Below are 24,382 nucleotides of genomic sequence, written 5' to 3' on the forward strand. Positions count from 1 at the left end.
GAACTTCGCTATCGTGGCCCGATGATCGGGGTTCTGCTCGTGGTCGACGCGGCTGTCCTGTTCACGCTCGTCACGGTCACCGCCGTCATCGGCCGGGCCAACGCGGTCAGCGGGTGGCGGTTCACGCTGCTCGGCGGCGCCCTCGCCGGGCTCGCGGCCGCCGGCACATGGATGTTCGACCTGCCGCGGTGGGCGTACGTGGTCGCCGGCTTCGTGGTCGCGACAGCCGTGTTCCTCGGGCTCGGGGCGGACATGATCCGGCTGGCCCGGCTGCCCAGACCGGTGCCGCTCGGCACGACCATCGAGGAGTCACTGCGTGGGCTGGTCAATCCCGGGGGTGCCGAGCTCGAACGCCTCGCCGGCCTCCGGGACTGGGGCGTGCTGACCGACGACGAGTTCACCGAGCAGAAACGCCGCCTGCTGCACCGCCGCTGACGCCCGGCCCGGCGTCCGTTTCGCACTGAACACGTCCCGCACCTTTGAGACCTGGGTCGCCCGAAGGCCACGCCGCCATGATCGAAGGCGCTCCTCCCTCATCGGGGCCACGGTGCGCAGCTCGGCCGGCGTCCGTCGCGCTCCCCGGGACGACACAAGGTGATCTTGGAAACGACACCTCGGGCGCGGCCGGCAAGCCATCCGGCGGTCGCCCACGTAGGCTGGGACCGTGACCGAGTTCGACGGCCTGCCCGTGCTGCGCTCCCCTGTCGCGATTGCCGCGTTCGAAGGGTGGAACGACGCTGCCGACGCGTCGACCGCCGTCGTCGAGCATCTCGAACAGGAGTGGGGCGCCGAGCCCATCGCCGCGCTCGACCCCGAGGACTTCTACGACTTCCAGGTCAACCGCCCGACGGTGATGATGTCCGAGGGCGAGACCCGCCGCATCGAGTGGCCCACCACCCGCTTCTCGGTGGCCACCCCGCCCGACGCGGAGCGCGACATCGTCCTCATCCGCGGCATCGAGCCGAGCATGCGCTGGCGCACCTTCTGCGAGCAGGTCCTCGAGGTCTGCCACAGCCTCGAGGTGAGCCGGATCGTGCTGCTGGGCGCGCTGCTGGCGGACGTGCCGTACACCCGGCCGCTGCCGGTCAGCGGTTCCGCGCCGCGCGGGGCCGCCTCCACCGACGCCACCGAGCGCCTCGGCCTCACCCCGACCCGCTACGAGGGTCCGACCGGCATCGTCGGCGTCCTGCACGACGCCTGCGTGCGCGCCGACCTCGAGGCCGTCTCCTTCTGGGTGCACGTCCCCCACTACGCGAACAACCCGCCCTGCCCGAAGGCCACCCTCGCGCTGCTGCACCGCGTCGAGGAGGTCCTCGACCTGCCCGTCCCGACCGGCGACCTCGCCAAGGAGTCCTCGGAGTGGGAGGAGCGGCTCAAGCTGGCCGCCGAGCAGGACGCCGAGCTCGCCGAGTACGTCCGCGAGCTGGAGGAACGCTCCGGCGACGCCGGCCTGCAACCCCTGTCCGGCGACGAGATCGCGCAGGAGTTCGAGAAGTACCTCCGCCGCCGCGGCGGTCAGGCCGGCCCGTCCGCCACCGGCGCCTGGTAGCCACTGCCCGACTGATAGATCATCCGCATGGCTCCGGTCCGTCGTGGGCGCGATCCGCTGCTCCCGTCAGCCACCGGTCAGGCCGTGGACGGCCTTCCCTGCCACCTCCGCGGACAGTTGCGGCGGACGCGACCTGACGGCCGCGACAAGCCCCGCGGCCTGCCGGCCGGGCCGCAGCCGCGGCCCGGCCGTCCCGCCCACGACGCGACCTGACGGCCGCGGTGCGCTCCGCGCACAACCCGAGGCCCACGCCCCGCGGTCGCCACGGCGCTCCCCTCCGACCTCACACCCGGCCATCACACCTTGGCCGCAGTTCAGCGCTCGCCGCAGTTCAACAGTCGCCGCAGTTCAACAGTCGCCGCGGTTCAGTCAACAGTCGCCGCGGTTCAGTCGGCGATCGCCGCGGTTCAGTCGGCGATCGCCGCGTTTCAACGGTCGCCGCGGTGCGCCACGCGGCCCTTTCCCTTCGGAGCCGCCAAGCCACGGGAGCGCCCTCCGGCCCCGACCCGCGTGCAGTGATCGGCGTTTCGCGCAACCACCGCCCCACCCCGAGCACCGAGCCGCCCCTCCCCACTGATTCGATCTTGCACTCGTGATCAAAGGACAGCACTGGCCGTCCACACGGCCAGGACGCTCCTTCGATCATGAAGAAGATCCACTTCAGTGGCGGACAAGGTCACGCAAAATGCTGCCCTTCGGCATCGGTCCGATGTGCGGGGCTTGGTCGCGGCCGTCCGCGGCCGCGGGCTTGTTCACGACCGCAGGTCGTGTCTGCGCGACTGTCCGCGGAGATGGCAGGGCCAGGGCCAGCGGTAGCTGGGCCCCGGCCCGGTGTCTGACGGGAGCAGCGAACCGCGCCCACGACGGACCTGAGTCAGTCCATCCTTGAAACAGCCATCACACCTGGCGATACGTGGACAGGAACCGGCCGATGCGCCCGATCGCGTCCTCGAGGTCCGCCACGCGCGGGAGGGTCACGATGCGGAAATGGTCCGGATTGTGCCAGTTGAAGCCGGTCCCCTGCACGACCATCAGCTTCTCCTTGCGGAGCAGGTCGAGCGCGAACTGCAGGTCGTCCTTGATCGGGTGCACCTCGGGGTCGATGCGCGGGAACATGTACAGCGCGCCCTGCGGCTTCGTGCACGACACGCCCGGGATGTCGTTGAGCATCCGCCAGGCGGTGTCACGCTGGGCGAGCAGCCGGCCGCCGGGCAGGATCAGGTCGTTGATGCTCTGGTATCCACCGAGCGCGGTCTGCACGGCGTGCTGCGTCGGCACGTTGGGGCACAGTCGCATGTTGGCGAGGATGTCGAGGCCCTCGATGTAGCTGCTCGCGTGCTGCTTCGGACCCGACAGCACGAGCCAGCCGGTGCGGAAGCCGGCCACGCGGTATGCCTTCGACAGCCCGTTGAACGTCAGCGTGAACAGGTCCGGGGCGACGGCGGAGGTCGAGACGTGCTTCGTGTCGTCGTAGAGGATCTTGTCGTAGATCTCGTCGGAGAAGACCAGCAGGTTGTGACGGCGGGCCACCTCGGCGATCCGCTCGATCATCTCCCGTGAGTAGACGGCGCCCGTCGGGTTGTTGGGGTTGATGATGACGATCGCCTTGGTGCGCGGGGTGACCTTCGCGGCGATGTCGTCGACGTCGGGCATCCAGTCGTTGGTCTCGTCGCAGATGTAGTGCACGGCGCGGCCGCCGCAGAGGCTGACGGAGGCGGTCCACAGCGGGTAGTCCGGCGAGGGGATGAGCACCTCGTCGCCGTTGTCCAGCAGCGCCTGCAACGCCATGACGATGAGTTCGGAGACGCCGTTGCCGAGGTACACGTCCTCGATGTCGACGCCGTAGACCTGTTTCTGCTGGTAGTACTGCACGACGGCGCGCCTGGCCGACAGCAGGCCCTTGGAGTCACCGTAGCCGTGGGCTGACGGCAGGTTCAGGATGACGTCCTGGAGGATCTCCTCCGGCGCCTCGAAACCGAACGGCGCCGGGTTGCCGATGTTGAGCTTCAGGATGTGGTGGCCTTCGGCCTCCATCTGCTTGGCGGCGGCCATGACCGGTCCGCGGATGTCGTAACAGACGTTTGCCAGCTTCGCGGACTGAGTCACCTGCATGGAGTCACAGTACGAGCCTTTCTCCCATGCCTCAGTAGCCAGTTCCCATCATGTGGCGTTTCCACCGTGACGCCGATCCACTTGCGCAGAGCTTCCTAGGAGGCTAGGCTTTGCCCCATGACCATCAACCCTGGAGCCGCGGAGTTTCCGCACCGGCAGATCGCCGCGCAGCTCCGGGCCCGCATCCATCGTGGAGACTGGGCGCCCGGCGAGCGGTTGCCGTCGATCCCGTCCCTCGCCACCCAGTTCGGCGTCGCCAAGCAGACCGTCCAGCGGACCATCGACCAGCTGCGGATCGAAGGGCTGCTGATCACCCGTCCGGGTTCGGGGACGTTCGTCCGTGGCACGAAGCGCCGCATGAACCGGCTGTCCCGCGGGCGGTACGGTGCCGAGCGCGGCTACCACGCTGAGCTCGCCGCGCGGTATCGCCAGCACCTGATGCAGGTCGGTGTCATGCCCTGCCCCGCCGACGTCGCCGAAGGGTTCGGCATCGACGTCGGCGTGCCGCTGCTGGTCCGCCGGCACCTGGTGCGCACCGGCGACGCACCGGTCGAGGTCGGCGCCTCGTGGTTCCGCCCCGCCGACGTCCGCGGCACCTCGATCGAGCGACCGGACGTGTTCGACCGCCCGCTCTACCAGGAGGTCGAGGCCGAGCTGGGGCGCCGGTATACGAGCGCCAAGGACCAGGTCAGCGCCCGGTTACCGACCCGCGAGGAGGCCGAGCTGCTGCAGATCCGGCCCGACACGCCGGTGCTGGTGCTGCTGCACATCGCGTATGACGCCGAGCACCGGCCGATCGAGGTCGCCCAGGCCGCGTGGCCGGGGCCGATGACGTCGCTGACGGAGGAGTACAAGATCCCGGCCGTCCGGCCCGGCCTGCCCACCGACGAGCCTGACCTGGCGCTCGGCTAGCGGACGCCGACCCGCGGTTTCGACCCGTGAGCGCCCGCGAACTCGCGCTGCGCCTCGGCGCCTTCTGACCGGGTTGGTCCGTCACGCCCAGCGGCGCGGCATCGGACGATGCGTCGCGGACGACCCAGTCCAGGGCAGGCCCGGTCGACAACGGCCGACCGAAGAGGGCACCCCGATCGGGCGGCCCGGATGACCCGCGTCCAGAACGGGCCCGGTCGACAACGGCCGACCGAAGAGAGGCGCCCGGGTCGGGTCCGGGCGCGTCACGCGTATCCTCCGCTGACTGGCCGAGCAAGATCACCGGAGGTACGGGCGACATGGGCACCAGCTATCAGAACCTGATGGTGGTCGGGGATCTCGCTGCCGTCGTGTCGGCCCTGGAGGGCCTCGGCGCCGACGCGTGGGTGGTGCCCGCCGCGGCGGGTCGGGTCACGGTGCTGCCGCGCGAGGACGAGTACAGCTACGCCGACGCCGATGGGCTGGCACAGTCGCTCAGCGCGACGCTGCGCACGTCGGCGCTGAGCAATGTCGTCTTCGACTCGGACGTGGTGTCCATCAACGTGTACCGCAACGGGGACCTCGTCCATGAGTACGTTTCCGAGCGGGCGGCGCTGGTCGACTGGTTCATCAACGACGACGGCGCGCCGGGGTTCCGCCTCGACGGCGTCGAGTATCCGGGCGACGCGGAGTATCCGACCGGTCCCGGCGGTGCCGATCCCGACGTCTTCGCGCCGCTCGGTGTGGGCCCGGTGGACCTGGGCCGGCTCGGTGTCACGCTGCGCGGCGAGTTCGGCACCAGCGAGCGGATCTTCGCCGAGTTCCAGCACCGGTTGATCATGAAGGCGATGAACCTCGACCCGGCCGGGCTGACGACGGCCTTCCGGTGGGTCCGGCAGGAGGAACTGCTGGGAGCGGCACGGGTCAAGCCCGCCGACCAGGCACCTCGAGTGGCCGAGGGCTGGACGTTGGTCAAGGTGGCGTTGGTGACCGGGTTGCCGCTGGACGCGGACCAGGTCGCGGCCGGGCAGATCCTCGCCGACGCGCTGGCCGGCGGACCGTTGCGGCTGCGTGCGACCGTCGGCTGCGCCGGCGTGCTGCACGGCGCGGCCGGTGGTGCCGAGATCTTCAACGCCCAGCTGCGCATGCGGTCCCGCACGGCGGCGTACTACATCGAGCTTCAAGGAACCGGCGGCGACCAGGAGCAGATCCTGGACGCCGCCCGGCAGGCCTGGACCCTGGCCCTGCGTGGCCGGTTCCAGCTGGCCGCCAACCAGGGACCGGAGCTGATCAACCTGACCGAGGAGCAGTTCGACCTGGGCTTCAGCCGCGCCACCGACTACTGCTCGACGACGTGACACCGTGCCCACCGGGCCGGCCGCCGTGCGATCGGTCGGGACAGGAGGGGTAGCGGCAGGGCGCCCGGTCTGGTGAGTACGGACGCCGCCTGAGCTCCGAGCGGCCGGTGGACCGTGTCCAACCGTGCCGGCATGGCATGCCGCCGGCGGTTGGGCTGGCGTGCTGAGTATTCGCCCAGGTCAGGAACGCGCGGCACACTTGCCGGACGCCTGGTGGAAAAAGGTCCGCCGGGCGTGCAGCGTTCGGGTGGGCGGGGACCGTTCTATCCGCGGTGGAGGGAGCGGCCCTTGTGAAGGCAGAGGATCCGGACGGGTTCCGGGAGTTCGTTGCGTCGCGGATGGCGGCGCTGCGGAACCTGGCGTACGTCACATGCGGGGACTGGCACGCCGCGGAGGACGCGGTTGCCAACGCCCTGACGAAGCTGTATCCGCGCTGGGCGAAGCTGGACCGGCCCGACCTGTACGCGCAGACCATGGTGGTCCGGGCGGCGATCGACGAGACCCGCCGGCCATGGTGGCGGCGGGAGCGGGCGGCCGGGGACACGGTGCCCGACGTCGAGCAGGGCGACCACAGCGGCGTCGCGGACGAGCGGCTGACCGTGCGGAAGGCGCTGCAGGCGGTGCCGGTGCGGCAGCGGGCGGTGCTGGTGCTGCGCTACTACCTGGGCATGACGGCCGAGGAGGCCGGCGAGGTGCTCGGTATCCGGGCCCCGTCGGTCAGGAGCCAGACGACCAGGGGTCTGGCAAATCTCCGGGCGGCCCTCGCCGCCGGAGGCGTGATCTTGGAAGAACCATCCCACGAAGCACCGGCCGACAACGAACCGGCCGACGGTGAACCGTCTGAACTCGGAGAGTGGACCCATGCGCATGCAGGACCTGGTGGAGCTGGCGACGTCAGAGCCACCGCCGCTGCGGCACGACGCTGACCAGATCCTGGCGTCGGGACGGCGCTTCCGGCGCCGGCGGCGGGCCGCGACGGGTGCGGCCGCCGTGGTAGTGCTCGGGGTGATCGCCGCGGCCGTCGCGGTGCCGGCGCTCGGGCGGCAGGAGGACCCGGTGCAGCTGCCGCCGGCGGCGAGCGGGCCGGTGCCGGCGACGGCGGAGCCGTTCACGTTCACGTTCGGCGGGTACCGGGTCGGGAAGCTGCGGGTGGAGAAGCCGATCGACGTGTCGACGGCGTATCAGCTGGCCTCGGTGTACGCGGACGGGCTCACCACCAACGACCGGGCGGTCGACCCGAACCAGCCGGCGACGCCGAAGGCGGCGGACCTGTACGCGTACCTGACCGTGTACCGGGCCGGGGCGTACGACCCGTCGAAGCTCGCCGGGGCGCAGCAGGTGACCGTCGACGGGCGGCCGGGGCTCGAGGTCAACGACCAGGAGCACGGCTGGGCGGCCCGGCGGACGCTGGCCTGGCAGTACAACACGGACGCGTGGGCGGTGATCAACGCCAGTTCCGACGACGCGGCGTTCCCGTCGGCGAAGGACCTGCGCGACCTGGCTGCCGGGCTGCGCGGCAGCGCCCCGTCGGTGGCGAAGGTGCCGGTCACGCTGAGCTATGTGCCCGCCGGGTACCAGTTGAGCGAGGTCGCGATGCACGCCATGCCCGGGCTGAACGGGATCGCGTCCGCCCGTGACGGGGACTACGCGGGGCTGCTGTTCAGCAACCCGGGGCTGCCGACGACCGGGCTGAGCGAGCCGTACGGCGGCGCCGACGGCGATGACCCGCCCGGCAGCTTCCAGATCTTCGTGGTGCCGGCGGCGAATTCCAACCAGCCCGCGACGCCCGGGCTGAGCTGCGGCACCGGGTTCTGCAACCGGTGGGTCGACGGCGTGAACATCCAGGTCAGCAGCGGGGGCCGGCTGACCGACACGGAGATGAAGAAGATCCTCGATGGTGTCCGGCTCGGCGACGTGAAGGACGACCGCACCTGGACGGACGTGACCGCCGCAACCCCCTGACGGCGGCCGGCCCCTGACGGCGGCCGACGAAACGACGGCAGTCGACGAAATGACGGCCACCCACCGGATCCGGTGGGTGGCCGTCGTCGGAAGTCACACGACCGGGTCGGGGGCGACCTCCGGCGCCTTCGAAGCAGGGTGGGCGGTGTCGGCGCGCGGGTCGCCCTCGTCGGCGAAGTAGTCCGAGCGGCTGGTGTCATCCCCGCCGTCGGCGACCGACGTGGCCCGCAGGATCAGGGTGAGCAGCGCCGCGACGAGCAGGTTGACCGCGACCGCGACGAAGCCGACGTAGATCGTCTTCGTGGAGTCGAAGCCGAACTCCTTCAGCGGGAACGCGGAGCCGCCGAAGTGGGCGCGTTTCGTGGCGGCGTTGGGGATCTGGTACAGCATCCACATGCCGAGGCCCATGCCGGCGACCCAGCCGCCGATGAGCGCACCGCGGTGGAACCAGCGGGTGAACAGGCCCAGCGCGACCGCCGGCAGGGTCTGCAGGATGATGACGCCGCCGATGAGCTGCAGGTCGATGGAGAACTGCGGGTCGACGAAGACGACGAAGACCAGCGCGCCGACCTTGACCAGGAGCGAGGTCACCTTCGAGACGGTGGCCTCCTGGGAGGGGGTGGCGTCGCGGCGCAGGTATTCGCGGTACACGTTGCGGGTGAAGAGGTTCGCCGCGGCGATCGACATGATCGCGGCCGGCACGAGGGCGCCGATGCCGATCGCGGCGTAGGCGACGCCGGCGAACCAGTCGGGGAAGAGCTTGTCGAACAGCAGCGGGACGACGGTGTTGTTGTCGTTGGTGCCGTTCGGGTTCTTCAGCGGGGTGACGTTGGCGGCGATCGCGGCGTACCCCAGCAGGGCGATGAGGCCGAGCAGCAGCGAGTAGGCCGGCAGCGCCGACATGTTGCGCTTGATCACGTCGCGGTTCTTGCTCGCCAGGACGCCGGTGAGGCTGTGCGGGTAGAGGAACAGCGCCAGGGCGGATCCCAGGGCGAGGGTGATGTACTGCAGCTGGTTGTTGGCGTTGAGCAGGATGCCGTCCGTCGCGGCCGGCGACTTGTCGAACTTCGCGTCGGCGGCGTCGAAGATGGCGCCCCAGCCGCCGAGCTTGTAGGGCAGGTAGAACACCGCGACGAGGATGACGACGTAGATCAGGGTGTCCTTGACGAACGCGATGAGCGCCGGTGCGCGTAGCCCGCTGGAGTACGTGTACGCGGCGAGGATCGCGAACGCGATGATGATCGGCAGGTGCCGGGCGATGGCGCCGGAGCCGGTGACGCCCATCGTCTTGAGGACCGACTCGATGCCGACGAGCTGCAGCGCGATGTACGGCATCGTCGCCACGATGCCGGTGATCGCGACGAGCAGCGCGAGCGTCGGGGACTGGAACCGCGCCCGCACGAAGTCGGCCGGCGTGACGAACCCGTGCCGGTGCGAGACCGACCACATCCTCACCAGGACCAGGAACACGAGCGGGTAGATGATGACGGTGTACGGCACGGCGAAGAAGCCGGCCGCGCCGGCCGCGAAGAGCAGGGCGGGCACGGCGACGAAGGTGTACGCGGTGTACAGGTCGCCGCCGATGAGGAACCAGGTGATCCAGCCGCCGAAGTTGCGGCCGCCGAGTCCCCACTCGTCGAGGTGGTTGAGGTTGTCGGGGCGGCGCCACCGGGCGGCGACGAACCCGACGGCGCTGACGCCGAGGAACAGGATGACGAAGATCGCGATCTCGAGCTGATGGTCACGCCACATCGCCGGTCACCGCCGCTTCGTCATCTGGTAGACGAGCGTCGTGGTGCCGACGCCGACGGCGATGATGGCCAGCTGCATCCAGTAGAACCGTGGGAACCCCAGCAGCCTGGGGCTGTCGGCGTTGTACCAGACGGTGACCAGCGGCAGGACGATCGGTATGAACAGCAGCCAGTTCCACGGGCTTTTGTCCGCGGCCCGGGGGGTGTCGGGCCTTTCGGGACCGGTCACGGCAGACCTCCTTCACGGGGGTGTGCGGGCCTGGCGGGCGGCCCGGCAGATCGACGTAACCTGATCAAAGTCCCGGCCGCTGACCGGCGGGGGCACGGATCGGCGAACGGTCGGTTCCGCGCGCCGGACGGTGTCCTACGTCACACCCGAGGGCCACCAACCCGGCGTCCCGCGTCACCCGCGAGGGCCGTCAAACTCGGCGTCCCGCGTCATACGCGAGGGCCCGCCAGTTCGGCGTTGCCGCCGGTGAGGATCACCGCGACCTTCGACCCCATCAGGTCGGGCCGGGCCAGGACCGCGGCGAGCGCCGCCGCGCCGGCGCCCTCCGCCTGGGTGTGCGCGGCCGTGGCGAGGACGCCCCGCGCGGCGTCGATGGCGTCGTCGTCGACGAGGACGAAGTCGGCGAGCCGGTCCCGCAGCAGCGACTGCGGCAGGTCGAACCCGCGGCCGGTGGCGAGGCCGTCGACCCGGGTGTGGTTGTCCCGGCGGACGCAGGCGCCGGCCCGCCACGAGTCGTGCGCGGCGGGTGCGGCGGTGGACTGCACGCCGATCACCCGGCAGCCGGGCGCGACGGCCGCGGCGACCAGGCAGGCCGCGGCGGCGCCGGTGCCGCTGCCGACCGGCACGACGACCGTGTCCAGGTCCGGGTGCCGCTCGAACAGCTCCAGGTATGCGGTGCCGACCCCGGCGATGACGGCGGGCTCGTCACCGGGGCTGATCAGCCGGCCGTCGAGGGTCGCCGCGAACGCTTCGGCCTCGGACATGTCCCTGCCGTGCAACGTCACGGTGGCGCCGAGGGCCCGCACCGCGTGGACCTTGAACTCGGCGGCGCCGGCCGGCATCACGATGTGCGCGGGGAGCCCGAAGGTCCGGGCCGCGTACGCGACGGACCGGGCGTGATTGCCGGTCGAGTAGGTGACGACGGGCTGCCGGTCGAGGCCGGACAGGAGGTTCAGCGCACCGCGGACCTTGAACGCCCCGGTCGGCTGGGCGTTCTCGTGCTTGACCACGACGCTGCGGCCCGCGGCCTCGTCCAGCAGCGGGTAGGACCAGGAGGGCGTGGCCGGCAGGTGCGCGTCGAGCAGGCGGCGCGCACGCAGGACATCGTTGAGGGTGAGCATGTGATCAGCCTGCTCCCCGTACCATATATAAATCCAATGCCTGATTTCTTGGAAAACCATAGGTGGCGTCGATGCTTGACCTGACGCGGCTGCGGGTGCTGCTGGCCGTCGCCCGGCACGGGTCGGTCACCGCGGCGGCCGAAGCGCTGCACTACGCACAGCCGTCGGTCAGCCACCACCTCGCCCGGCTCGAGGCGGAGACGGGCGCGCGGCTGGTGCAGCGGGTCGGCCGCGGTGTGCGCCTCACCCCCGCCGGGCTGCTGCTCGCGGAGCGCGCGGAGGAGATCCTCGGGCGGCTCGACGCGGCCGAGGCGGAGCTGTCGTCGCTGAGCGGCCTGACGGCCGGGCGGGTGCGCCTCGCCGCGTTCCCGTCGGCGCTGGGGTCGTTCGTGCCGCTCGCCGCGGCCCGGTTCGCCGCGACCCATCCGGGCGTCGCGCTGAGCCTGGTGGAGGCCGAGCCGCCGGAGGCGCTGCGGCTGCTCAAGGCCGGCGACGTCGACCTGGCCGTGATCTTCTCGTTCGACGAGCCGGCCGCGGACGAGGGGGTGCGGCTGACGCCGCTGTTCGACGAGCCGTTGCACCTGGTCACCGGGCCCGCCGAGACCCGGGACCTGGCGGGGCTGGCCGGGGAGCGCTGGATCGGTGGCTGCGAACGGTGCCGCACCAGCCTGGTCCGCCGGTGTGCGGCGGCCGGTTTCGCGCCGGAGATCGCGTTCACGACCGACGACTACGTCGCCGTGCAGGCCCTGGTCGCGGCCGGCCTCGGGGTCACGATCCTGCCGGACCTGGCGCTGCGTGCGCATCGTTCGGCAGGTGTACGGACCGTGCCCCTCCCCGACGGTGCCCGGCACGTGAGCGCGGCGCTGTACGGTGCCCCGCCCGATCCGCCGGGCCCGGCCGCGCTACTGGAGGCCCTCCGCGCCGTCTAGACCGTAGGTGCCGACCGGGGCGGCGCCGGTGGTCGCGTACTCCAGCAGGAGCAGCCCCGTCGGCGTGACCTCGTGGTGGGTGAGGCGCATCCCGGTGCTCTCGGCCGGGTGCGTGAGCAGCCGACGGCCGGACCCGATCACGACCGGGGCGACGACCAGCCGCAGCGTGTCGACGAGGCCCGCCGACAGCAGCGCGCCGCCGAGCCGGGCGCTGCCGTGGATCTGCAGTTCGCGGCCGGGCCGCATCTTGAGCTGCTTCTCGAGCTCGGTGATCGCTGTTGTGGGGCCGCCCCGCAGCACCGTCACGGGCTCCCAGGCCGGGTCGCGCAGCGTGTTCGACACGACGTACTTGGGCAGCGAGTTCATCCGCTCGGTGAACGGGTCGTCCGGATCGGTGATCTTCGGCCAGTCCCGGGCGAAGGCCTCGTAGGTGCGCCGGCCGAGCAGGAGCCCGTCGGCGTGGCCGAGCCAGTCGGAGGCCTGCTCGATGAACCGCGCGTCGATGTGCGGCACGAGCCAGCCGCCGCCGGTGAAGCCGTCGCTGGTGTCCTCGTCCGGCGAGCCGGGGCCCTGGCAGACGCCGTCCAGCGAGACGAACTGCATGAGTGTGATCTTCATGATCCACCTTCCGTCAGCTGCGCGAGTTGTTCGGTGACCGTGCCCCAGCCGTCGATGAAGCCCAGCGTCTCGTGGCGCTTCTTCGCCGCGGGGTCGCCGTGCCGGACGACGATGCGGTAGTCGGTGCCGTCCGGGTGGTCGCCGAACGAGATCTCGGCGGTCATGGCCACCGGGTCGGGACTGGTGGGGCGCCACGCGCTGTCGACCGCGTTGGTGAACACGATCCGGCTGAGGTCCTCCACGACGATGAAGCAGGCGTCGACGTGCGGACCGTAATGGACGCCGTCCTCGCTGAGCCGGGTCACGAACCCGCCGCCGGGGCGCACGTCGAGCCGCTCGACGCGGGACCGGGCGGGTGCCGGCACCCACCACCGCGCGAGGCGCTCCGGGTCGGTCCACGCGCGCCACAGCGTCGAGCGGGGGGCCCGGATGATCCGGGTCAGGGCGAGGTCAAGGTCGGGGTTCACGGCTGATCCTCCATCGTGCCGGTCGTGGGGTCGGTGACGAACCGTTCGAGCCGGTCGGTGCGCTCCTGCCAGATCCCGCGCTGCTCGGCGAGCCAGTCGTCGAGCAGGGCGAGGCGCTCCCGGTTGAGCGTGCAGGTGCGCACCCGGCCGGACTTGGCGGTGCGGATCAGGCCGCTGCCTTCGAGGGTCCGCACGTGCTTCATGAACGAGGGCAGTGCCATCGGGAACTCGCGGGCGAGGTCGCCGACGCTTGCGGGCCCACGCCCGAGGCGGCGGATCACGGCCCGCCGCGTCTGATCGGCGAGGGCGACGAACACCTCGTCGAGCTGGGCCGAATACTGAGCCATGCGGCTAAGTATTCGCTCCTGAAACAGTTAGCGCAAGGGCTAAGTATCGGTCGCTTGGTACCGTCCCCGCATGGGTCACTGCATCACCGGCCTGATCCTGCCCGGGCCCCTCGATGCCCGCGCGGTGGCGGACTGGGACGTCACCGAGGTGCCGCTCGGGGCGGGGCTGCGCCTGGCGCACGTCACGCATTACTTCACCGCGTACTGGCAGGTGCGGCACGGCGAGACGGGCCGCCTCGACCTGCCGCCGGGCCTGCCGGCCGTGTTCCCGGATGAGGGCGTCGTGCTGAGCCTCGCCGCGGCGTTGACCGGCGCCGCCGACGTCTCGCAGATCCCGCCGTGCGCACTGGTGATGACGGACTACTTCGGCGGCGCCGGCGGCCAGTGGGCGTGCGTGTTCGTGGCGGGGCGGCGTCCGGGACATCAATGACGCGCTGCGTGCGCTCGGCGTCCGGGCGGCCGGCGGCGCCGACGAGTTCGACACCGTCGGTCTCGGGCGCCACCGGCACACCCCGGACCGCCTCGACCGGTACGAAACCCTGTGCGACGAGCTCGGCGTGTAGCAGTGGCGCGGCGTCGCGGGTGTTCGAGCATCAGCGTGGGCGGGCGGGCCTCCGCCGTGGCGGCCTGGAGCGTCCGACAGCTCCGGCGCGGCGATCAGGCCGGCCCACCCACGCAAACCTTCAACGACGCCGGCTACAGCTTGATGCCCAGCAGCGCGTCGACGGCCAGGCGCACCACCGCCGGGGAGTCGCGGTCCTCACCGGCGTCGGCGAGGGTGGCGTCGACCCAGGTGTCGACCAGGGCGAGGGCGCCGGGGGTGTCAAGGTCGTCGGCCAGGCGCTCCCGCAGCTGCTCGAGCAGCTCGATCCCGGCCGGGCCGATGCCGGCCTTCACCGCCTGCCGCCAGCGCGACAGCCGCTGCTGGCCGGTCTTGAGGACGTCGTCGGTCCACTGCCGGTCGTTGCGGTAGTGGTCGGCGAGCAGGGCCAGGCGCACCGCCATCGGGTCGACGCCGTCGCCGCGGAGGCGGGACACGAAGACGAGGTTGCCCTTGCTCTTGGACATCTTGTCGCCGTCGAGGCCGATCATGCCGGCGTGCACGTAGTGCGTGGCGAACGGGGCCTTGCCGCTGAGCGCCTCGGCGTGCGCGGCGGAACACTCGTGGTGCGGGAACAGCAGGTCGTTGCCGCCGCCCTGCACGTCGATGGTGTCGCCGAGAAGGCTCTGGGCGATGACGGTGCACTCGATGTGCCAGCCGGGGCGGCCGGGGCCGAGGTCGCCGCCGTCCCAGGCGGGCTCACCCTCGCGCAGGCCGCGCCACAGCAGCGGGTCGAGCGGGTCGCGCTTGCCGGGGCGCTGCGGGTCGCCGCCGCGCTCCGCGGCGAGGCGGAGCATCTCGGTGCGGGACAGGTTGGACTCGCCGCCGAAGCCGGGCGCCGTGGCGACGCTGAAGTAGACGTCGCCGGTGCCGTCCTCCAGCACGTACGCATGGCCACTGGCCAGCAGGGCGGACACCTGGCGGGCGATCCGCGGGATCGACTCGACGGCACCGACATACCGCTTCGGCGGGATGATCCGCAGCGCCTCCATGTCCTCGCGGAACAGGGCGGTCTCGCGCATCGCCAGGACGACCCAGTCCTCGCCGTCGCGGGCCGCCCGCTCCAGCAGCGGGTCGTCGACGTCGGTGACGTTCTGCACGTAGTCGACGTCGAGACCGGCGTCGCGCCAGACCCGGTTGGCCAGATCAAAGGCGATCATGGTGGCGGCGTGCCCGAGGTGGGTGGCGTCATACGGGGTGATGCCGCAGACATACATGGTCGCCGGCCGGCCCTCGATCAGGACCGGCGCGATCTCGCGGCGGGCCGAGTCGAACAGGGCGAGCGTGGTCGCACCGGCAGCGGTGCGGGGCAGCGTGGGCACCGCCGGTGCCGACCATGAATCCATCTGCCAAGACTATCCGCGGGGACGTGCTGAAACACTGGGGAAACAGGTGTGACGAACCTAGCGTAGACAGACCTTCACATCGGCGGCCAGGGGATGGCGTGCCGGTCCTCGTCGGGTGCCGGGAAGCGCCTGGCCTGCAGCAGCTGGTTGATCCGCAGCGCGACCGTCCCGACCTCGGCGGCGGTCAGGTGTTCCGACAGCGCCTCGGCGAGCCCGGCCGTGTACTGGGCGCGCAGCTTCTCCAAGACCTCGACGGCCTCGTCGGGCAGCGGGTCGCCAGCCCAGCCCCACAGGATGGTGCGCAGCTTGTCCTCGGCGTGGAAGCAGATGCCGTGGTCGACGCCGTGGACGCGGCCGTCGACGGTGTCGATGATGTGCCCGCCCTTGCGGTCGGCGTTGTTGGCGACGGCGTCGAAGACCGCCATCCGGGCCAGCCGCGGGTCGTCGTCGTGGGCGAGGACGAACGGGCGGCCCCGCTCGTCGCGCGCGGTCAGGACCCGCTTCCAGGCGCGGGGGACCTTGCCCGCCGGGACGAACCCGAGGATCGCGTCGTCGCACTGCAGCTCGTCGTCGATCCACAGCTGCACCATGCCGGCGCCGAGCGGCCCGTCGCGCAGGACGGTCGGCGGGACCACCGACCAGCCGGTGGCCTCGGACAGCAGCCAGGCCGCGTACTCACGGCCGGCGAGGGTGCCGTCGGGGAAGTCCCACAGGGGGCGCTCGCCGCTCACGGGCTTGTACACGCACCGGGCAACGGTCGAACCGTGCGTGATCACGGCGCGCAGCGTCGCGTTGGACGCGTCCATCAGCCGGCCCTCGAGCTCCATGGTGCCGTGGCGGAGCAACTCCAGCGCCTCGTCCTGGGGCAGTGCCGGCACGGCGACTACCGGCGGTAGCCGTTGTGGCGCGGGCAGAGGTGCCCGCGGGCGTCGAGCGGCTGACCACACAGCGGGCACGGCGGCCGGCCGGACGCGACGACCCGCTTGGCCCGGTCGATGAACGCGCGGGTCGCCTGCGGGGTCAGCCGGACCCGGAGCCGGTCGCGGTCGGCGGTGCTGAGCTCGTCGTCGTCCTCCTCCTCGACCTCCTCCGTCTCGTCGTCACCGACGGCGATGGCCTCGATGACCACGGTCGCGGTGTCGACGTCGAAGGCGAGGCCGAGCGTGCCGACCCGGAACTCCTCGTCGAGGGGCGTGTCGAGCGGCTCGTTGTCGCTGGTGTCGACGGTGGCGGTCGCGGGCAGGTCGACGCCGAAGCGGCGCTGCGCCTCCAGCAGGAGCTCCTCGAGCTTCTCCGCGAGGAGCGTCACCTGCACCTTCTCGAGGGCGACGCTGACCAGGCGCCCCCCACCGCGCGCCTGCAGGAAGAAGGTCCGCTCCCCCGGCGCACCCACGGTTCCCGCGACGAACCGCTCCGGCGGCTCGAATGCGTACACCTGGTGGCTCATGCTGAAAACTCTATCCGCACCCGAGGGTGACCGCCGAGGGCGGGCGCCAAGATCACACAGAACCGCCCGAACCGCCCCCGACGGCAGCATCCGACGTCGGCTCGTCATCGACTTTTGGTACGAACGGGGCGAGATCTCCCCCGGTGTCGTTCAATCTCAGGACGAACGACCGCAACGGGGTGTAACGGATGACCGTCACCGACGCCGGTTCGACCGCGATGCGCTGGAACAGGTCCAGGTGCATGCCGAGCGCGTCGGCGACGATCGCCTTGATGATGTCGCCGTGGCTGCACGCCAGCCACACGGCGTCCGCGCCGTGCGACTCCGACAGCCGGGCGTCCCAGCCACGGATCGCCGCGATCGCCCGGGCCGACATGACGGCCATCGACTCGCCGTCGGCCCCCGGGAACACGGCGGCCGAGGGGTGCGCCTGCACGGTGGCCCAGAGGGGTTCCTTGGCCAGTTCCTTCAGCGGCCGTCCGGTCCAGTCGCCGTACCGGCATTCAACGATGCCGTCGTCCACCGAAATATCGGAGAAGTCGGGAAGTGCCAGCGACAGCGTCTCCCGGCAGCGCGGCAACGGTGACGACACCACCGCCGCCAGGGGCAGCTTCGCCGCGGCGAGCCGGTCGCCGACGGCGCGGGCCTGGGCCTGCCCCACGTCGTCGAGCCCGACCGGCTGGTGACCGGCGAGAACCCCGCTGGCGTTGGTGGTGGTGCGGCCGTGCCGGAGCAGGAGAACTGTCGTCACAGGGACAACCCTGCCATCTCCCACGCCCGAGCCAGCTGCCGCATGGTCTGGATGCCGTGCTCATGGTCGCCGAAGATGAGGGTCGCGATCTCGGTGACGCCGGCCTCCTGATACGCCTGGAGCCGCTCCGCGATCCGCTCGACGGGCCCGAGCAGCGAGGTCCGGTCGATGAACTCGAACGGGATCGCGGCCGCCGCCTCACGGTGCTTCCTGGCCAGGTACAGGTCCTGCACCTCGCGGGCCGCGTCGCCGTAGCCCATCCGCGTGGCGAGGGCGTTGTAGAAGTTCTGCTCCCGGCTGCCCATCCCGCCGACGTACAGCGCCGCGTACTGCCGGACCAGCTCGGCACACATCTGCGGGTCGTCGCCGATCACCACCGGTACCCCTGCGGAGATCTGGAAGCCGTCCAGCGTCTTGCCGGCCTTCACCCGGCCCGCCTCGATCGACTTCAGTGACTCCGGCGCGAACTCGGGCGAGAAGAAGATCGCCAGCCATCCGTCGGCGACCTCACCGGCGAGCTCGAGGTTCTTCGGGCCGACCGCGGCGAGGTACACCGGCACGTGGTCGCGCGTCGGGTGCAGCGTCAGCTTCAGGGCCTTGCCGGGGCCGTCGGGCAGCGGCAGCTGGTAGTGCTGGCCGTCGTAGGCGACGGTCTTGCGGGTCAGCGCCAGGTTGACGATGTCGATGTACTCGCGCGTGCGCTGCAGCGGCTTGCCGAACCGGACACCGTGCCATCCTTCGGACACCTGCGGCCCCGACACGCCGAGACCCAGCCGGAACCGGCCGCCGGACAGCTTGTCGATCGTGGCCGCGGTCATGGCCGCCATCGCCGGCGTGCGGGCCGGAATCTGGAACACCGCGGAGCCCAGCTCGATGCGCTCGGTCTGGCCCGCGAACCAGGCGAGCATCGACGGGGCGTCCGACCCGTACGCCTCCGCCACCCACACGCAGGAGAAACCCAGCCGGTCGGCTTCCTGCGCGAGGGCCAGGTGGCCGGCCGGATCATTCCACGCGGCCAGATAGCCGAGGTTCAACGCGAGTCGCACAACTGCCTCCCAGGGTCCCCCGTGCGACCCTGCACGGGGCGGCACCAAGGGTAGCGGGGGGCCCACCTACCCGCCTCCGGTGGGATCCGGCCGTATCGTTCCACCTATGCAACAGCGACCGCTCGGCCGTAGCGGGCTGGCGGTATCCCGGCTGGCCCTCGGCACCATGACCTGGGGCCGTGACACCGACGCCGACGATGCGGCCGCCCAGCTCAAAACGTTCCGCGACGCGGGCGGCACGCTGCTGGACACGGCCGACGTCTACGCCGACGGCGAGGCGGAGTCGGTGATCGGTGCCCTCGTCGGCCGGCTCGTGCCCCGTGACGAGCTGGTCATCGCCACCAAGGCGGGCCTGCGGCCAGGCATGGCCCGCCGCCGCGACGGCTCCCGCAGTCACCTGCTGCGCGCCCTCGACACGTCCCTCGAGCGGCTCGGCACCGACCACGTCGACCTCTGGCAGGTCCACGGGTACGACCCCGACACCCCCCTCGAGGAGACGCTCAGCGCCCTCGACACGGCCGTCTCGACCGGCCGGGCCCGCTACGCCGGGGTGTCGAACTTCTCCGGCTGGCAGACCGCCCGCGCCGCCACCTGGCAGGCCGCCTGGCCGGGCCGCGCCCCGCTGGTCTCCACCCAGGTCGAGTACTCGCTCCTCGAACGCGGCATCGAACGCGAGGTCGTGCCCGCCTGCTCCGCGCTCGGCATCGGCCTGCTGCCCTGGTCCCCCCTCGGCCGCGGCGTGCTCACCGGCAAGTACCGCGGCGGCGTCCCCGCCGACTCCCGCGCCGCGTCGCCGCACTTCGAGCGGTTCGTCGCCCCGTACCTCGACGACCGCTGCGCCGGCATCGTCGAGGCGGTCGCCACCGCCGCCGGCGGCCTCGGCGTGTCACCCCTCGAGGTCGCGCTCGCGTGGGTCCGCGACCGCCCCGGCGTGGTCGCGCCGGTCCTCGGCGCCCGCACCGTCGGCCAGCTCCTCGGCGCGCTGCAGACCGAGGAGATCGAGCTGCCCCGGGAGATCCGGGCCGCCCTTGACGACGTGTCGGCGCCGACGTCGGGCTATCCGGAGCGCCAGACATAATTGCCGCATCATGCGCCGTGTCTCGTTGTTGTCGTTGGTACTGGTAGCGCTCCTGACCGGGTGCGACGCCGGCGCTCCGGTCGACCGCCCCGACGCGACGGTCCCGACCCCGACCTGGGCGCCGGTGCCGTCGGTCTCCCCTGCTGGGACCGTTGTCCCGGTGGGTGGTCCGCCACTCGCGGTGGCGGTCGGCTCGTCGCTGACCGCGGTCGGTCTGGCGTCCTCGCTCGTCGTGCTGGATGCGTCTGGGGCGCGGGTCGCGTCCGTGCCTGTCCCGGATCCGGTGCGGGCGGTGGTGGCGCTGCCGGACGGCCGGTTCCGGGCCGTGTCCGGTAGCACCGTGCTGACCGTGTCGCCGTCCTCTCCTTCGCCGTCTCCTTCGGCTTCTTTGCCGGCTTCTTCTTCGCCGTCTTCGCCGTCTTCGCCGTCGGCGGTGGCGGTGGCGCGGTGGACGATTGCCGGGGCCGGTGCCGCGCTGGCCGTGCACCCGTCGGGGTGGACCGCGGTCGCCGTCCCGTCCCTCGGCGACGTGATCATCCTCTCCTCGACCGGTGCCGTGACCCGCACCCTGCACGTGGGCGGCCGGCCCGGCGGCGTCGCCGTCGTCGCCGAACTCCTCGCCGTGCTCGACCCCGCCGAGACGTCACTCACCGTGTACGACACGACGACCGGCGCCCGCAAGGAAGGCCTCCGCGCCGGCGACGGTGCCGTGACCGTGACCAGCGACGGCACCGGCCGCTTCCTGGTGATCGACGCCCGCGACGGCGAGCTGCTCGCCTTCGAGACCGGCCCGCTGATCCTGCGGCAACGCTTTCCGGTGCCCGGCACTCCGTACGCCGCCGCCTACGACCCGACCCACAACACCCTCTGGGTAACGGTCACCGAACGTAACGAGGTCGTGGGCTACGACCTGACCGGCGGCACGCCCCGCGAAGTCACCCGCCACCCCACACCGCGCCTGCCGATCGCGGTCGCAGTGGACCCGTCGACCGGCACGGTCGTGGTCGCCGGGTCGGCCGAGGGGCTGGTGCAGCGGATTTCGCCGTAGCAATATCGGTTCATGGACTACGAATACGTGCCGTTGCGGCTGCCGTCGAACGTGGACCGGTTCACCGCCAACGCACAGCTGACGATCCAGGCCGAGTACGGCGGCTGGGAGCTGGCCAGGGTCCGCCTCTACGCGGACGGCACCCGCCAGGTCATGCTCCGCCGCAGAGTCACCAACGACACCATGCCCGGCCTCAGCACGTAGGGTCCGCCCCCCGTCCGCTTCGCCCCATCGTGCGCGCCTCCGCCGCACGGGGACCAGCCACGGGCACGCACACATCCGGTGAACTCTTCGGTGCCTTGTCCCCCGAAGGGCCCACCGCCCCTGCTCCGGCACGCGCGGCCCGTGGGTCGCGGTATTCGGTGCGCCACCAAGGCTCCGTGATCACGGCGACGGGCGTGCGCACGGTCGCAGCACCCGCTCCCGGGCCGCACCACGACCCAACCACCGCAGGCCACACACCGCGAACCCGCCACCACAGACCGCCCAGCACCACCCCGGAGAACAGTCAGCCAGCCACCGCGAACCGCGCGCCGGCTACCCGTCCGTCGTGACCCAACCACCGCGGGGCGGACGCCACAGACCAGCCGGCGCCAACCAACCACCGCGGACCAGCTGGCGCCAACCGGCGCCCGCCAACGCCAACCGGCCGGCCACGTAAGCAGTGGCCGGCCGGGTGGGCGGTGGGTCAGCGGCGGTCGGCGGGCTCAGAGCTCTGGCCCGGGGCCTCGCCCAGCCCGGCGTCGATGCCGACGCCCTCCTCGTCCTCGTCCTCGTCCAGGTCGTCGTCCAGGTCGACGAACGCGTGCTCGTCGAGCCGGTCGACAACCCGGTCCTCGGCGCCGACGGCGAAGGGGCCGGTGCCGTCGTTGTCCTCGTAGGCCTCGGGGTCGAGCGGGGTGGCGACCTCGGCGACGACGACCACGCCGTCGAGGGACTCGAGCTCGGGGATGTCGAGGGCGCCGAGGGAGCCGTCGCCGGCCTGCATCAGCTCGAGGACGGCTTCGCCGACGGTCTCGACGGCGGCGGTGTCGCCGTCGCCCGGGTTGGTGCGGCGGGCGGCGTCGGCGAGACGCAGCAGCGCGGCCACGCTGGGGACGCGGTAGTCGCGGCGCTGGCGGACGGAGATGATCTGCGGGTGCGGGTCTTCGGCCTCGGTGCCGTCGACGCCGCCGATACCGACGCCGAACTGGCGGTCGGCCTCATCCGGGTCGATGGCCTCGACGTCCCACGGGGTGACCTCGCCGAAGGCGTCGAGCAGAAGCTCGTCATAGCCGTTGGAGGCGTTGTTGAGCTCGACGTAGGCACGCCAGACCTCGTCGTCGTCGGCCCGCCCGTCGGCGGCCTTGACCGCGGCAAGGTGGTCGCGGGCCGCCGTGATCACGCGCTCGAGCGCGGCGTCAAGCTCCGCGTGCCGGTCGGTCATGATGGGACTCCCCCTGATTGGTGGCTGTCGGTGTCGGCTGTCGGATCGGGACTGATCGGGTTGATCAGGACTGCTGGAGGAACCTGTCGAGGACTCGCACGCCGAACTGTAGTCCCTCCACGGGAACGCGCTCGTCAATGCCGTGGAACAACGCGCCGAAGTTCAGGTCGGCGGGCAGGCGCACCGGCGAGAAGCCGAAGCAGCGGATGCCGAGCTTGTCGAACTGCTTGGCGTCGGTGCCGCCGCTGAGCATGTACGGCACCGGCAGCGCACCCGGATCCTCGGCCTTGAGCGCGGCCGTCATCGCCTCGACCAGGGCACCGTCGAAGCTGGTCTCCAGGGCGGCCTGGCGGTGGATGTATTCCAGCTCGATGTCCGGGCCGACCAGGTCGCGCAGCTGCTGCTCGAACAGCTCCGACTGGCCCGGCAGGGTGCGGCAGTCGATCGTGGCGGACGCCCGCCCCGGGATCACGTTGTCCTTGTATCCGGCGGCGAGGCGGGTCGGGTTGGCCGTGTTGCGCAGCGTCGCACCGATGATCATCGCGATCGGCCCGATCTTCTCCACGGCCCGCTCGGGGTCGTCGAGGTCGAGCTCGATGCCGAGGATCTCCGAGACCTGCTCGAGGAACGTGCGCACGGTCGGCGTCATGATCACCGGGAACCGGTGCCGGCCGACCCGGGCGACGGCCTCGGCGACCGCGGTCACCGCGTTGTCGTCGTTGATCATCGAGCCGTGCCCGGGCCGGCCCTTGGCGTGCAGGCGCAGCCAGTCGATGCCCTTCTGCGCGGTCTCGATGAGGTAGAGCCGCTGGTCGCCGCCGACGCTCACGGAGAAGCCGCCGACCTCGCCGATCGCCTCGGTCACCCCGTCGAAGTGGTGTGCGTGCTTCTCGACGAGATACTGCGCGCCATAGGTGCTGCCCGCCTCCTCGTCGGCGACGAACGCGAGCACCACGTCACGCGGGGGCTTGCGGCCCTCCCGGCGCATCTGCCGGACGAGGGCGAGGACCATCGCGTCGAAGTCCTTCATGTCGACGGCGCCGCGGCCCCACAGGTAGCCGTCCTTGATCTCGCCGCCGAAGGGGTCGACGGACCACTCGGACGCGTCGGCGGGGACCACGTCGAGGTGCCCGTGGATCAGCAGCGCATCGCGGCTGGGGTCGCTGCCCTCGAACCGGGCGACGACGCTGGCCCGGCCCGGCGCGCTCTCGTGGATCTGCGGCTCCAGGCCGACCTCGGCGAGCTTCTCGGCGACGTATTCCGCGGCGAGCCGCTCCCCGGCGCTGGTCTCCAGGTCGCCGGTGTTGGTGGTGTCGATGCGCAGCAGGTCGCGGCAGAGCTCGATGACCTCGTCGGTGGCGTCCATGGAGAAGTCATACCAGGCGGCTGTGACAATTTCGGCGGGTGGTCCGGTGACGTACCCCGAGACGTCACCGGACCGTCACACACTCACCAGCCGAAGCCGGCCGCGTAGCTCACCGAGGCGAGCACCGCCTGCCCCGACGCGTTGGGGTGGAAGTAGTCCCACGTCGAGATCTGGGACAGCTGGAACCCGTAGCCGAACACGACACCACCGTCGTACTTGCAGTTCGCGCCGTACGCCGTGCACGCGGAGGCCAGCTGACCGTTGAAGTCGACCACCCGCTGGCGGACGCGATCCCGCCGGGCGGTGTCGGCCGCGGCGGTGGACGTCGGGTTGGCCAGCATCGACTGGCAGATGCCGAACAGCCCCCAGGCCGTCCGCGCGCCGGAGCTGTCCTTGCCCACCTGCCAGAGCCGCTTCAGGTCGGGCACGCTGATGAGCAGCACCTTCGCGTCCGGCAGACCGGCCTTGAGGGTGCCCAGCGCGCTGTCCAGCGACGCCCGGAACGCCGCCACGCTGGTCATCGACGCCTCCGAGGAGGTGCAGGCGTCGTTCGCGCCGATGAGGATCGTGACGTACGCGACATGCTGCGAGACGGCCGTCGACGCCTGGCCGGGCATGTCGGCGACCTTTGCCCCGGATCTGGCGTCGTTGTACGCGACGACGGCCGGGTTCTGGGCCCGGATCCGCAGGTAGTGGCTGTTGACGGCGGAGTTGTTGCCCGTACTGAACGAGCGGGTCGGGCAATCGGCGAACCATCCGCACGCGTTGAACCCGCGAGTGATGGAGTCGCCCATGCTGGCGATCGAGCCGGGTGGCGGCCCGGCGGCGGCGTGTGCCGGGATGGCGGTCCCGAGCAGCACAACCAGGGTGGCGGCGAGGACGGTCAGTCCCCGCCTGGTGACGGACATGGCGGCCCCTTTC

General features: G+C 71.6%; 26 protein-coding genes. 11 read left to right on the top strand and 15 right to left on the bottom strand.

The annotated features are described in order from the left end of the window. Window positions 1-21: 21 nt before the first annotated feature. Both ACFPIJ_RS53865 and ACFPIJ_RS53870 read left to right on the top strand, forming a co-directional pair. Window positions 22-435, top strand: coding sequence for an SHOCT domain-containing protein (locus tag ACFPIJ_RS53865; protein ID WP_380127320.1), 414 nt, complete (start codon window positions 22-24; stop codon window positions 433-435). A gap of 229 nt (window positions 436-664) precedes the next feature. Then, entirely contained in the window at window positions 665-1,549 is an 885-nt protein-coding gene (locus ACFPIJ_RS53870; RefSeq protein ID WP_380127321.1) for a PAC2 family protein, read from the top strand. Between the two features lie 897 nt (window positions 1,550-2,446). Here the strand turns inward: ACFPIJ_RS53870 and ACFPIJ_RS53875 are convergent. Then, window positions 2,447-3,661 (bottom strand): pyridoxal phosphate-dependent aminotransferase, encoded by a 1,215-nt coding sequence (locus ACFPIJ_RS53875; RefSeq protein ID WP_380127322.1) that lies wholly within the window; start codon window positions 3,659-3,661, stop codon window positions 2,447-2,449. A 117-nt stretch (window positions 3,662-3,778) separates the two neighbouring features. Here ACFPIJ_RS53875 and ACFPIJ_RS53880 point away from each other — a divergent pair, with 117 nt between their 5' ends. From ACFPIJ_RS53880 to ACFPIJ_RS53895, 4 genes are all read left to right on the top strand, one after another. After that, window positions 3,779-4,573, top strand: coding sequence for a GntR family transcriptional regulator (locus ACFPIJ_RS53880; RefSeq protein ID WP_203846685.1), 795 nt, complete (start codon window positions 3,779-3,781; stop codon window positions 4,571-4,573). Between the two features lie 317 nt (window positions 4,574-4,890). Next, the gene (locus ACFPIJ_RS53885; protein WP_380127323.1) at window positions 4,891-5,928 is read left to right on the top strand and encodes a hypothetical protein; all 1,038 of its coding nucleotides are present in this window, start codon (window positions 4,891-4,893) and stop codon (window positions 5,926-5,928) included. A gap of 290 nt (window positions 5,929-6,218) precedes the next feature. Next, window positions 6,219-6,854 carry a sigma-70 family RNA polymerase sigma factor gene (locus ACFPIJ_RS53890; protein ID WP_380127325.1) on the top strand — a complete coding sequence of 212 codons (636 nt, stop codon included), beginning with the start codon at window positions 6,219-6,221 and terminating at the stop codon, window positions 6,852-6,854. Further along, window positions 6,790-7,890: a hypothetical protein gene (locus ACFPIJ_RS53895; RefSeq protein WP_380127326.1), complete on the top strand. Its 1,101-nt coding sequence runs from the start codon at window positions 6,790-6,792 to the stop codon at window positions 7,888-7,890. Before ACFPIJ_RS53890 ends, ACFPIJ_RS53895 begins: the two co-directional genes overlap by 65 nt. Before the next feature lie 93 nt (window positions 7,891-7,983). On the opposite strand, the gene mctP is transcribed toward ACFPIJ_RS53895, so the two are convergent. From mctP to ACFPIJ_RS53910, 3 genes are all read right to left on the bottom strand, one after another. Beyond that, the gene (mctP, locus tag ACFPIJ_RS53900) at window positions 7,984-9,642 is read right to left on the bottom strand and encodes a monocarboxylate uptake permease MctP (RefSeq protein WP_380127327.1); all 1,659 of its coding nucleotides are present in this window, start codon (window positions 9,640-9,642) and stop codon (window positions 7,984-7,986) included. A 6-nt stretch (window positions 9,643-9,648) separates the two neighbouring features. Continuing rightward, window positions 9,649-9,870 (bottom strand): DUF3311 domain-containing protein, encoded by a 222-nt coding sequence (locus ACFPIJ_RS53905; RefSeq protein WP_033357190.1) that lies wholly within the window; start codon window positions 9,868-9,870, stop codon window positions 9,649-9,651. Window positions 9,871-10,079: 209 nt separating this feature from the next. After that, window positions 10,080-10,991, bottom strand: a complete 912-nt coding sequence (locus ACFPIJ_RS53910; protein ID WP_380127328.1) for a threonine ammonia-lyase — start codon at window positions 10,989-10,991, stop codon at window positions 10,080-10,082. Between the two features lie 71 nt (window positions 10,992-11,062). Here ACFPIJ_RS53910 and ACFPIJ_RS53915 point away from each other — a divergent pair, with 71 nt between their 5' ends. Further along, entirely contained in the window at window positions 11,063-11,920 is an 858-nt protein-coding gene (locus ACFPIJ_RS53915; RefSeq protein ID WP_380127329.1) for a LysR family transcriptional regulator, read from the top strand. Here the strand turns inward: ACFPIJ_RS53915 and ACFPIJ_RS53920 are convergent. Genes ACFPIJ_RS53920 through ACFPIJ_RS53930 form a run of 3 tightly spaced genes read right to left on the bottom strand, consistent with a single transcriptional unit; the run spans window position 11,894 to window position 13,352 of the window. Further along, complete coding sequence (locus tag ACFPIJ_RS53920) at window positions 11,894-12,538, bottom strand: dihydrofolate reductase family protein (RefSeq protein WP_380127331.1); 645 nt, start codon at window positions 12,536-12,538, stop codon at window positions 11,894-11,896. The two genes, ACFPIJ_RS53915 and ACFPIJ_RS53920, sit on opposite strands and share 27 nt — an antisense overlap. Beyond that, complete coding sequence (locus ACFPIJ_RS53925) at window positions 12,535-13,005, bottom strand: SRPBCC domain-containing protein (protein WP_380127332.1); 471 nt, start codon at window positions 13,003-13,005, stop codon at window positions 12,535-12,537. Before ACFPIJ_RS53925 ends, ACFPIJ_RS53920 begins: the two co-directional genes overlap by 4 nt. Beyond that, window positions 13,002-13,352: an ArsR/SmtB family transcription factor gene (locus tag ACFPIJ_RS53930; protein WP_380127334.1), complete on the bottom strand. Its 351-nt coding sequence runs from the start codon at window positions 13,350-13,352 to the stop codon at window positions 13,002-13,004. Before ACFPIJ_RS53930 ends, ACFPIJ_RS53925 begins: the two co-directional genes overlap by 4 nt. A gap of 70 nt (window positions 13,353-13,422) precedes the next feature. On the opposite strand from ACFPIJ_RS53930, the gene ACFPIJ_RS53935 reads away from it, so the two are divergent. Continuing rightward, window positions 13,423-13,782, top strand: a complete 360-nt coding sequence (locus ACFPIJ_RS53935; RefSeq protein WP_380127336.1) for a hypothetical protein — start codon at window positions 13,423-13,425, stop codon at window positions 13,780-13,782. 266 nt (window positions 13,783-14,048) lie between these two features. Here the strand turns inward: ACFPIJ_RS53935 and mshC are convergent, their stop codons facing one another. The 5 genes from mshC to ACFPIJ_RS53960 all read right to left on the bottom strand — a co-directional run bounded on the left by mshC (window position 14,049) and on the right by ACFPIJ_RS53960 (window position 18,543). Then, complete coding sequence (gene mshC / locus ACFPIJ_RS53940; protein ID WP_380127337.1) at window positions 14,049-15,299, bottom strand: cysteine--1-D-myo-inosityl 2-amino-2-deoxy-alpha-D-glucopyranoside ligase; 1,251 nt, start codon at window positions 15,297-15,299, stop codon at window positions 14,049-14,051. 74 nt (window positions 15,300-15,373) lie between these two features. After that, entirely contained in the window at window positions 15,374-16,177 is an 804-nt protein-coding gene (locus tag ACFPIJ_RS53945) for an SCO1664 family protein (protein WP_380127338.1), read from the bottom strand. A 5-nt stretch (window positions 16,178-16,182) separates the two neighbouring features. Continuing rightward, entirely contained in the window at window positions 16,183-16,746 is a 564-nt protein-coding gene (locus ACFPIJ_RS53950) for a DUF3090 domain-containing protein (protein ID WP_380127339.1), read from the bottom strand. A gap of 52 nt (window positions 16,747-16,798) precedes the next feature. After that, the gene (locus ACFPIJ_RS53955; RefSeq protein WP_380127340.1) at window positions 16,799-17,497 is read right to left on the bottom strand and encodes an MSMEG_4193 family putative phosphomutase; all 699 of its coding nucleotides are present in this window, start codon (window positions 17,495-17,497) and stop codon (window positions 16,799-16,801) included. Then, the gene (locus tag ACFPIJ_RS53960) at window positions 17,494-18,543 is read right to left on the bottom strand and encodes an LLM class F420-dependent oxidoreductase (RefSeq protein WP_380127342.1); all 1,050 of its coding nucleotides are present in this window, start codon (window positions 18,541-18,543) and stop codon (window positions 17,494-17,496) included. Before ACFPIJ_RS53960 ends, ACFPIJ_RS53955 begins: the two co-directional genes overlap by 4 nt. Window positions 18,544-18,649: 106 nt before the next feature. Here ACFPIJ_RS53960 and ACFPIJ_RS53965 point away from each other — a divergent pair, with 106 nt between their 5' ends. Genes ACFPIJ_RS53965 through ACFPIJ_RS53975 form a run of 3 tightly spaced genes read left to right on the top strand, consistent with a single transcriptional unit; the run spans window position 18,650 to window position 20,873 of the window. Beyond that, window positions 18,650-19,621 carry an aldo/keto reductase gene (locus tag ACFPIJ_RS53965; RefSeq protein ID WP_380127343.1) on the top strand — a complete coding sequence of 324 codons (972 nt, stop codon included), beginning with the start codon at window positions 18,650-18,652 and terminating at the stop codon, window positions 19,619-19,621. A 10-nt stretch (window positions 19,622-19,631) separates the two neighbouring features. Further along, on the top strand, window positions 19,632-20,669 hold the full coding sequence (locus ACFPIJ_RS53970; RefSeq protein WP_380127345.1) for a YncE family protein: 1,038 nt from the start codon (window positions 19,632-19,634) through the stop codon (window positions 20,667-20,669). Window positions 20,670-20,681: 12 nt separating this feature from the next. Then, the gene (locus ACFPIJ_RS53975; RefSeq protein WP_380127346.1) at window positions 20,682-20,873 is read left to right on the top strand and encodes a DUF5703 family protein; all 192 of its coding nucleotides are present in this window, start codon (window positions 20,682-20,684) and stop codon (window positions 20,871-20,873) included. A gap of 484 nt (window positions 20,874-21,357) precedes the next feature. On the opposite strand, the gene ACFPIJ_RS53980 is transcribed toward ACFPIJ_RS53975, so the two are convergent. From ACFPIJ_RS53980 to ACFPIJ_RS53990, 3 genes are all read right to left on the bottom strand, one after another. Next, window positions 21,358-22,095, bottom strand: coding sequence for a hypothetical protein (locus ACFPIJ_RS53980; protein WP_380127347.1), 738 nt, complete (start codon window positions 22,093-22,095; stop codon window positions 21,358-21,360). Window positions 22,096-22,159: 64 nt separating this feature from the next. Further along, window positions 22,160-23,461, bottom strand: coding sequence for a M20/M25/M40 family metallo-hydrolase (locus ACFPIJ_RS53985; RefSeq protein ID WP_380127348.1), 1,302 nt, complete (start codon window positions 23,459-23,461; stop codon window positions 22,160-22,162). A gap of 83 nt (window positions 23,462-23,544) precedes the next feature. Further along, window positions 23,545-24,369, bottom strand: coding sequence for an SGNH/GDSL hydrolase family protein (locus ACFPIJ_RS53990; RefSeq protein ID WP_380127349.1), 825 nt, complete (start codon window positions 24,367-24,369; stop codon window positions 23,545-23,547). Window positions 24,370-24,382 lie beyond the last annotated feature (13 nt).

It is taken from the genome of Dactylosporangium cerinum (genome assembly GCF_042653625.1).
Lineage (GTDB): Bacteria > Actinomycetota > Actinomycetes > Mycobacteriales > Micromonosporaceae > Dactylosporangium > Dactylosporangium cerinum.

What these genes read in the sequence shown, in the direction of transcription:
- ACFPIJ_RS53865 (WP_380127320.1), top strand. Translation starts at nt 22, where the DNA reads ATGATCGGGGTTCTGCTCGTGGTCGACGCGGCTGTCCTGTTCACGCTC.
- ACFPIJ_RS53875 (WP_380127322.1), bottom strand. Translation starts at nt 3,661, where the DNA reads ATGCAGGTGACTCAGTCCGCGAAGCTGGCAAACGTCTGTTACGACATC.
- ACFPIJ_RS53880 (WP_203846685.1), top strand. Translation starts at nt 3,779, where the DNA reads ATGACCATCAACCCTGGAGCCGCGGAGTTTCCGCACCGGCAGATCGCC.
- ACFPIJ_RS53885 (WP_380127323.1), top strand. Translation starts at nt 4,891, where the DNA reads ATGGGCACCAGCTATCAGAACCTGATGGTGGTCGGGGATCTCGCTGCC.
- ACFPIJ_RS53895 (WP_380127326.1), top strand. Translation starts at nt 6,790, where the DNA reads ATGCGCATGCAGGACCTGGTGGAGCTGGCGACGTCAGAGCCACCGCCG.
- mctP (WP_380127327.1), bottom strand. Translation starts at nt 9,642, where the DNA reads ATGTGGCGTGACCATCAGCTCGAGATCGCGATCTTCGTCATCCTGTTC.
- ACFPIJ_RS53910 (WP_380127328.1), bottom strand. Translation starts at nt 10,991, where the DNA reads ATGCTCACCCTCAACGATGTCCTGCGTGCGCGCCGCCTGCTCGACGCG.
- ACFPIJ_RS53915 (WP_380127329.1), top strand. Translation starts at nt 11,063, where the DNA reads ATGCTTGACCTGACGCGGCTGCGGGTGCTGCTGGCCGTCGCCCGGCAC.
- ACFPIJ_RS53920 (WP_380127331.1), bottom strand. Translation starts at nt 12,538, where the DNA reads ATGAAGATCACACTCATGCAGTTCGTCTCGCTGGACGGCGTCTGCCAG.
- ACFPIJ_RS53930 (WP_380127334.1), bottom strand. Translation starts at nt 13,352, where the DNA reads ATGGCTCAGTATTCGGCCCAGCTCGACGAGGTGTTCGTCGCCCTCGCC.
- ACFPIJ_RS53935 (WP_380127336.1), top strand. Translation starts at nt 13,423, where the DNA reads ATGGGTCACTGCATCACCGGCCTGATCCTGCCCGGGCCCCTCGATGCC.
- mshC (WP_380127337.1), bottom strand. Translation starts at nt 15,299, where the DNA reads ATGGATTCATGGTCGGCACCGGCGGTGCCCACGCTGCCCCGCACCGCT.
- ACFPIJ_RS53950 (WP_380127339.1), bottom strand. Translation starts at nt 16,746, where the DNA reads ATGAGCCACCAGGTGTACGCATTCGAGCCGCCGGAGCGGTTCGTCGCG.
- ACFPIJ_RS53965 (WP_380127343.1), top strand. Translation starts at nt 18,650, where the DNA reads ATGCAACAGCGACCGCTCGGCCGTAGCGGGCTGGCGGTATCCCGGCTG.
- ACFPIJ_RS53970 (WP_380127345.1), top strand. Translation starts at nt 19,632, where the DNA reads ATGCGCCGTGTCTCGTTGTTGTCGTTGGTACTGGTAGCGCTCCTGACC.
- ACFPIJ_RS53975 (WP_380127346.1), top strand. Translation starts at nt 20,682, where the DNA reads ATGGACTACGAATACGTGCCGTTGCGGCTGCCGTCGAACGTGGACCGG.
- ACFPIJ_RS53980 (WP_380127347.1), bottom strand. Translation starts at nt 22,095, where the DNA reads ATGACCGACCGGCACGCGGAGCTTGACGCCGCGCTCGAGCGCGTGATC.
- ACFPIJ_RS53985 (WP_380127348.1), bottom strand. Translation starts at nt 23,461, where the DNA reads ATGGACGCCACCGACGAGGTCATCGAGCTCTGCCGCGACCTGCTGCGC.
- ACFPIJ_RS53990 (WP_380127349.1), bottom strand. Translation starts at nt 24,369, where the DNA reads ATGTCCGTCACCAGGCGGGGACTGACCGTCCTCGCCGCCACCCTGGTT.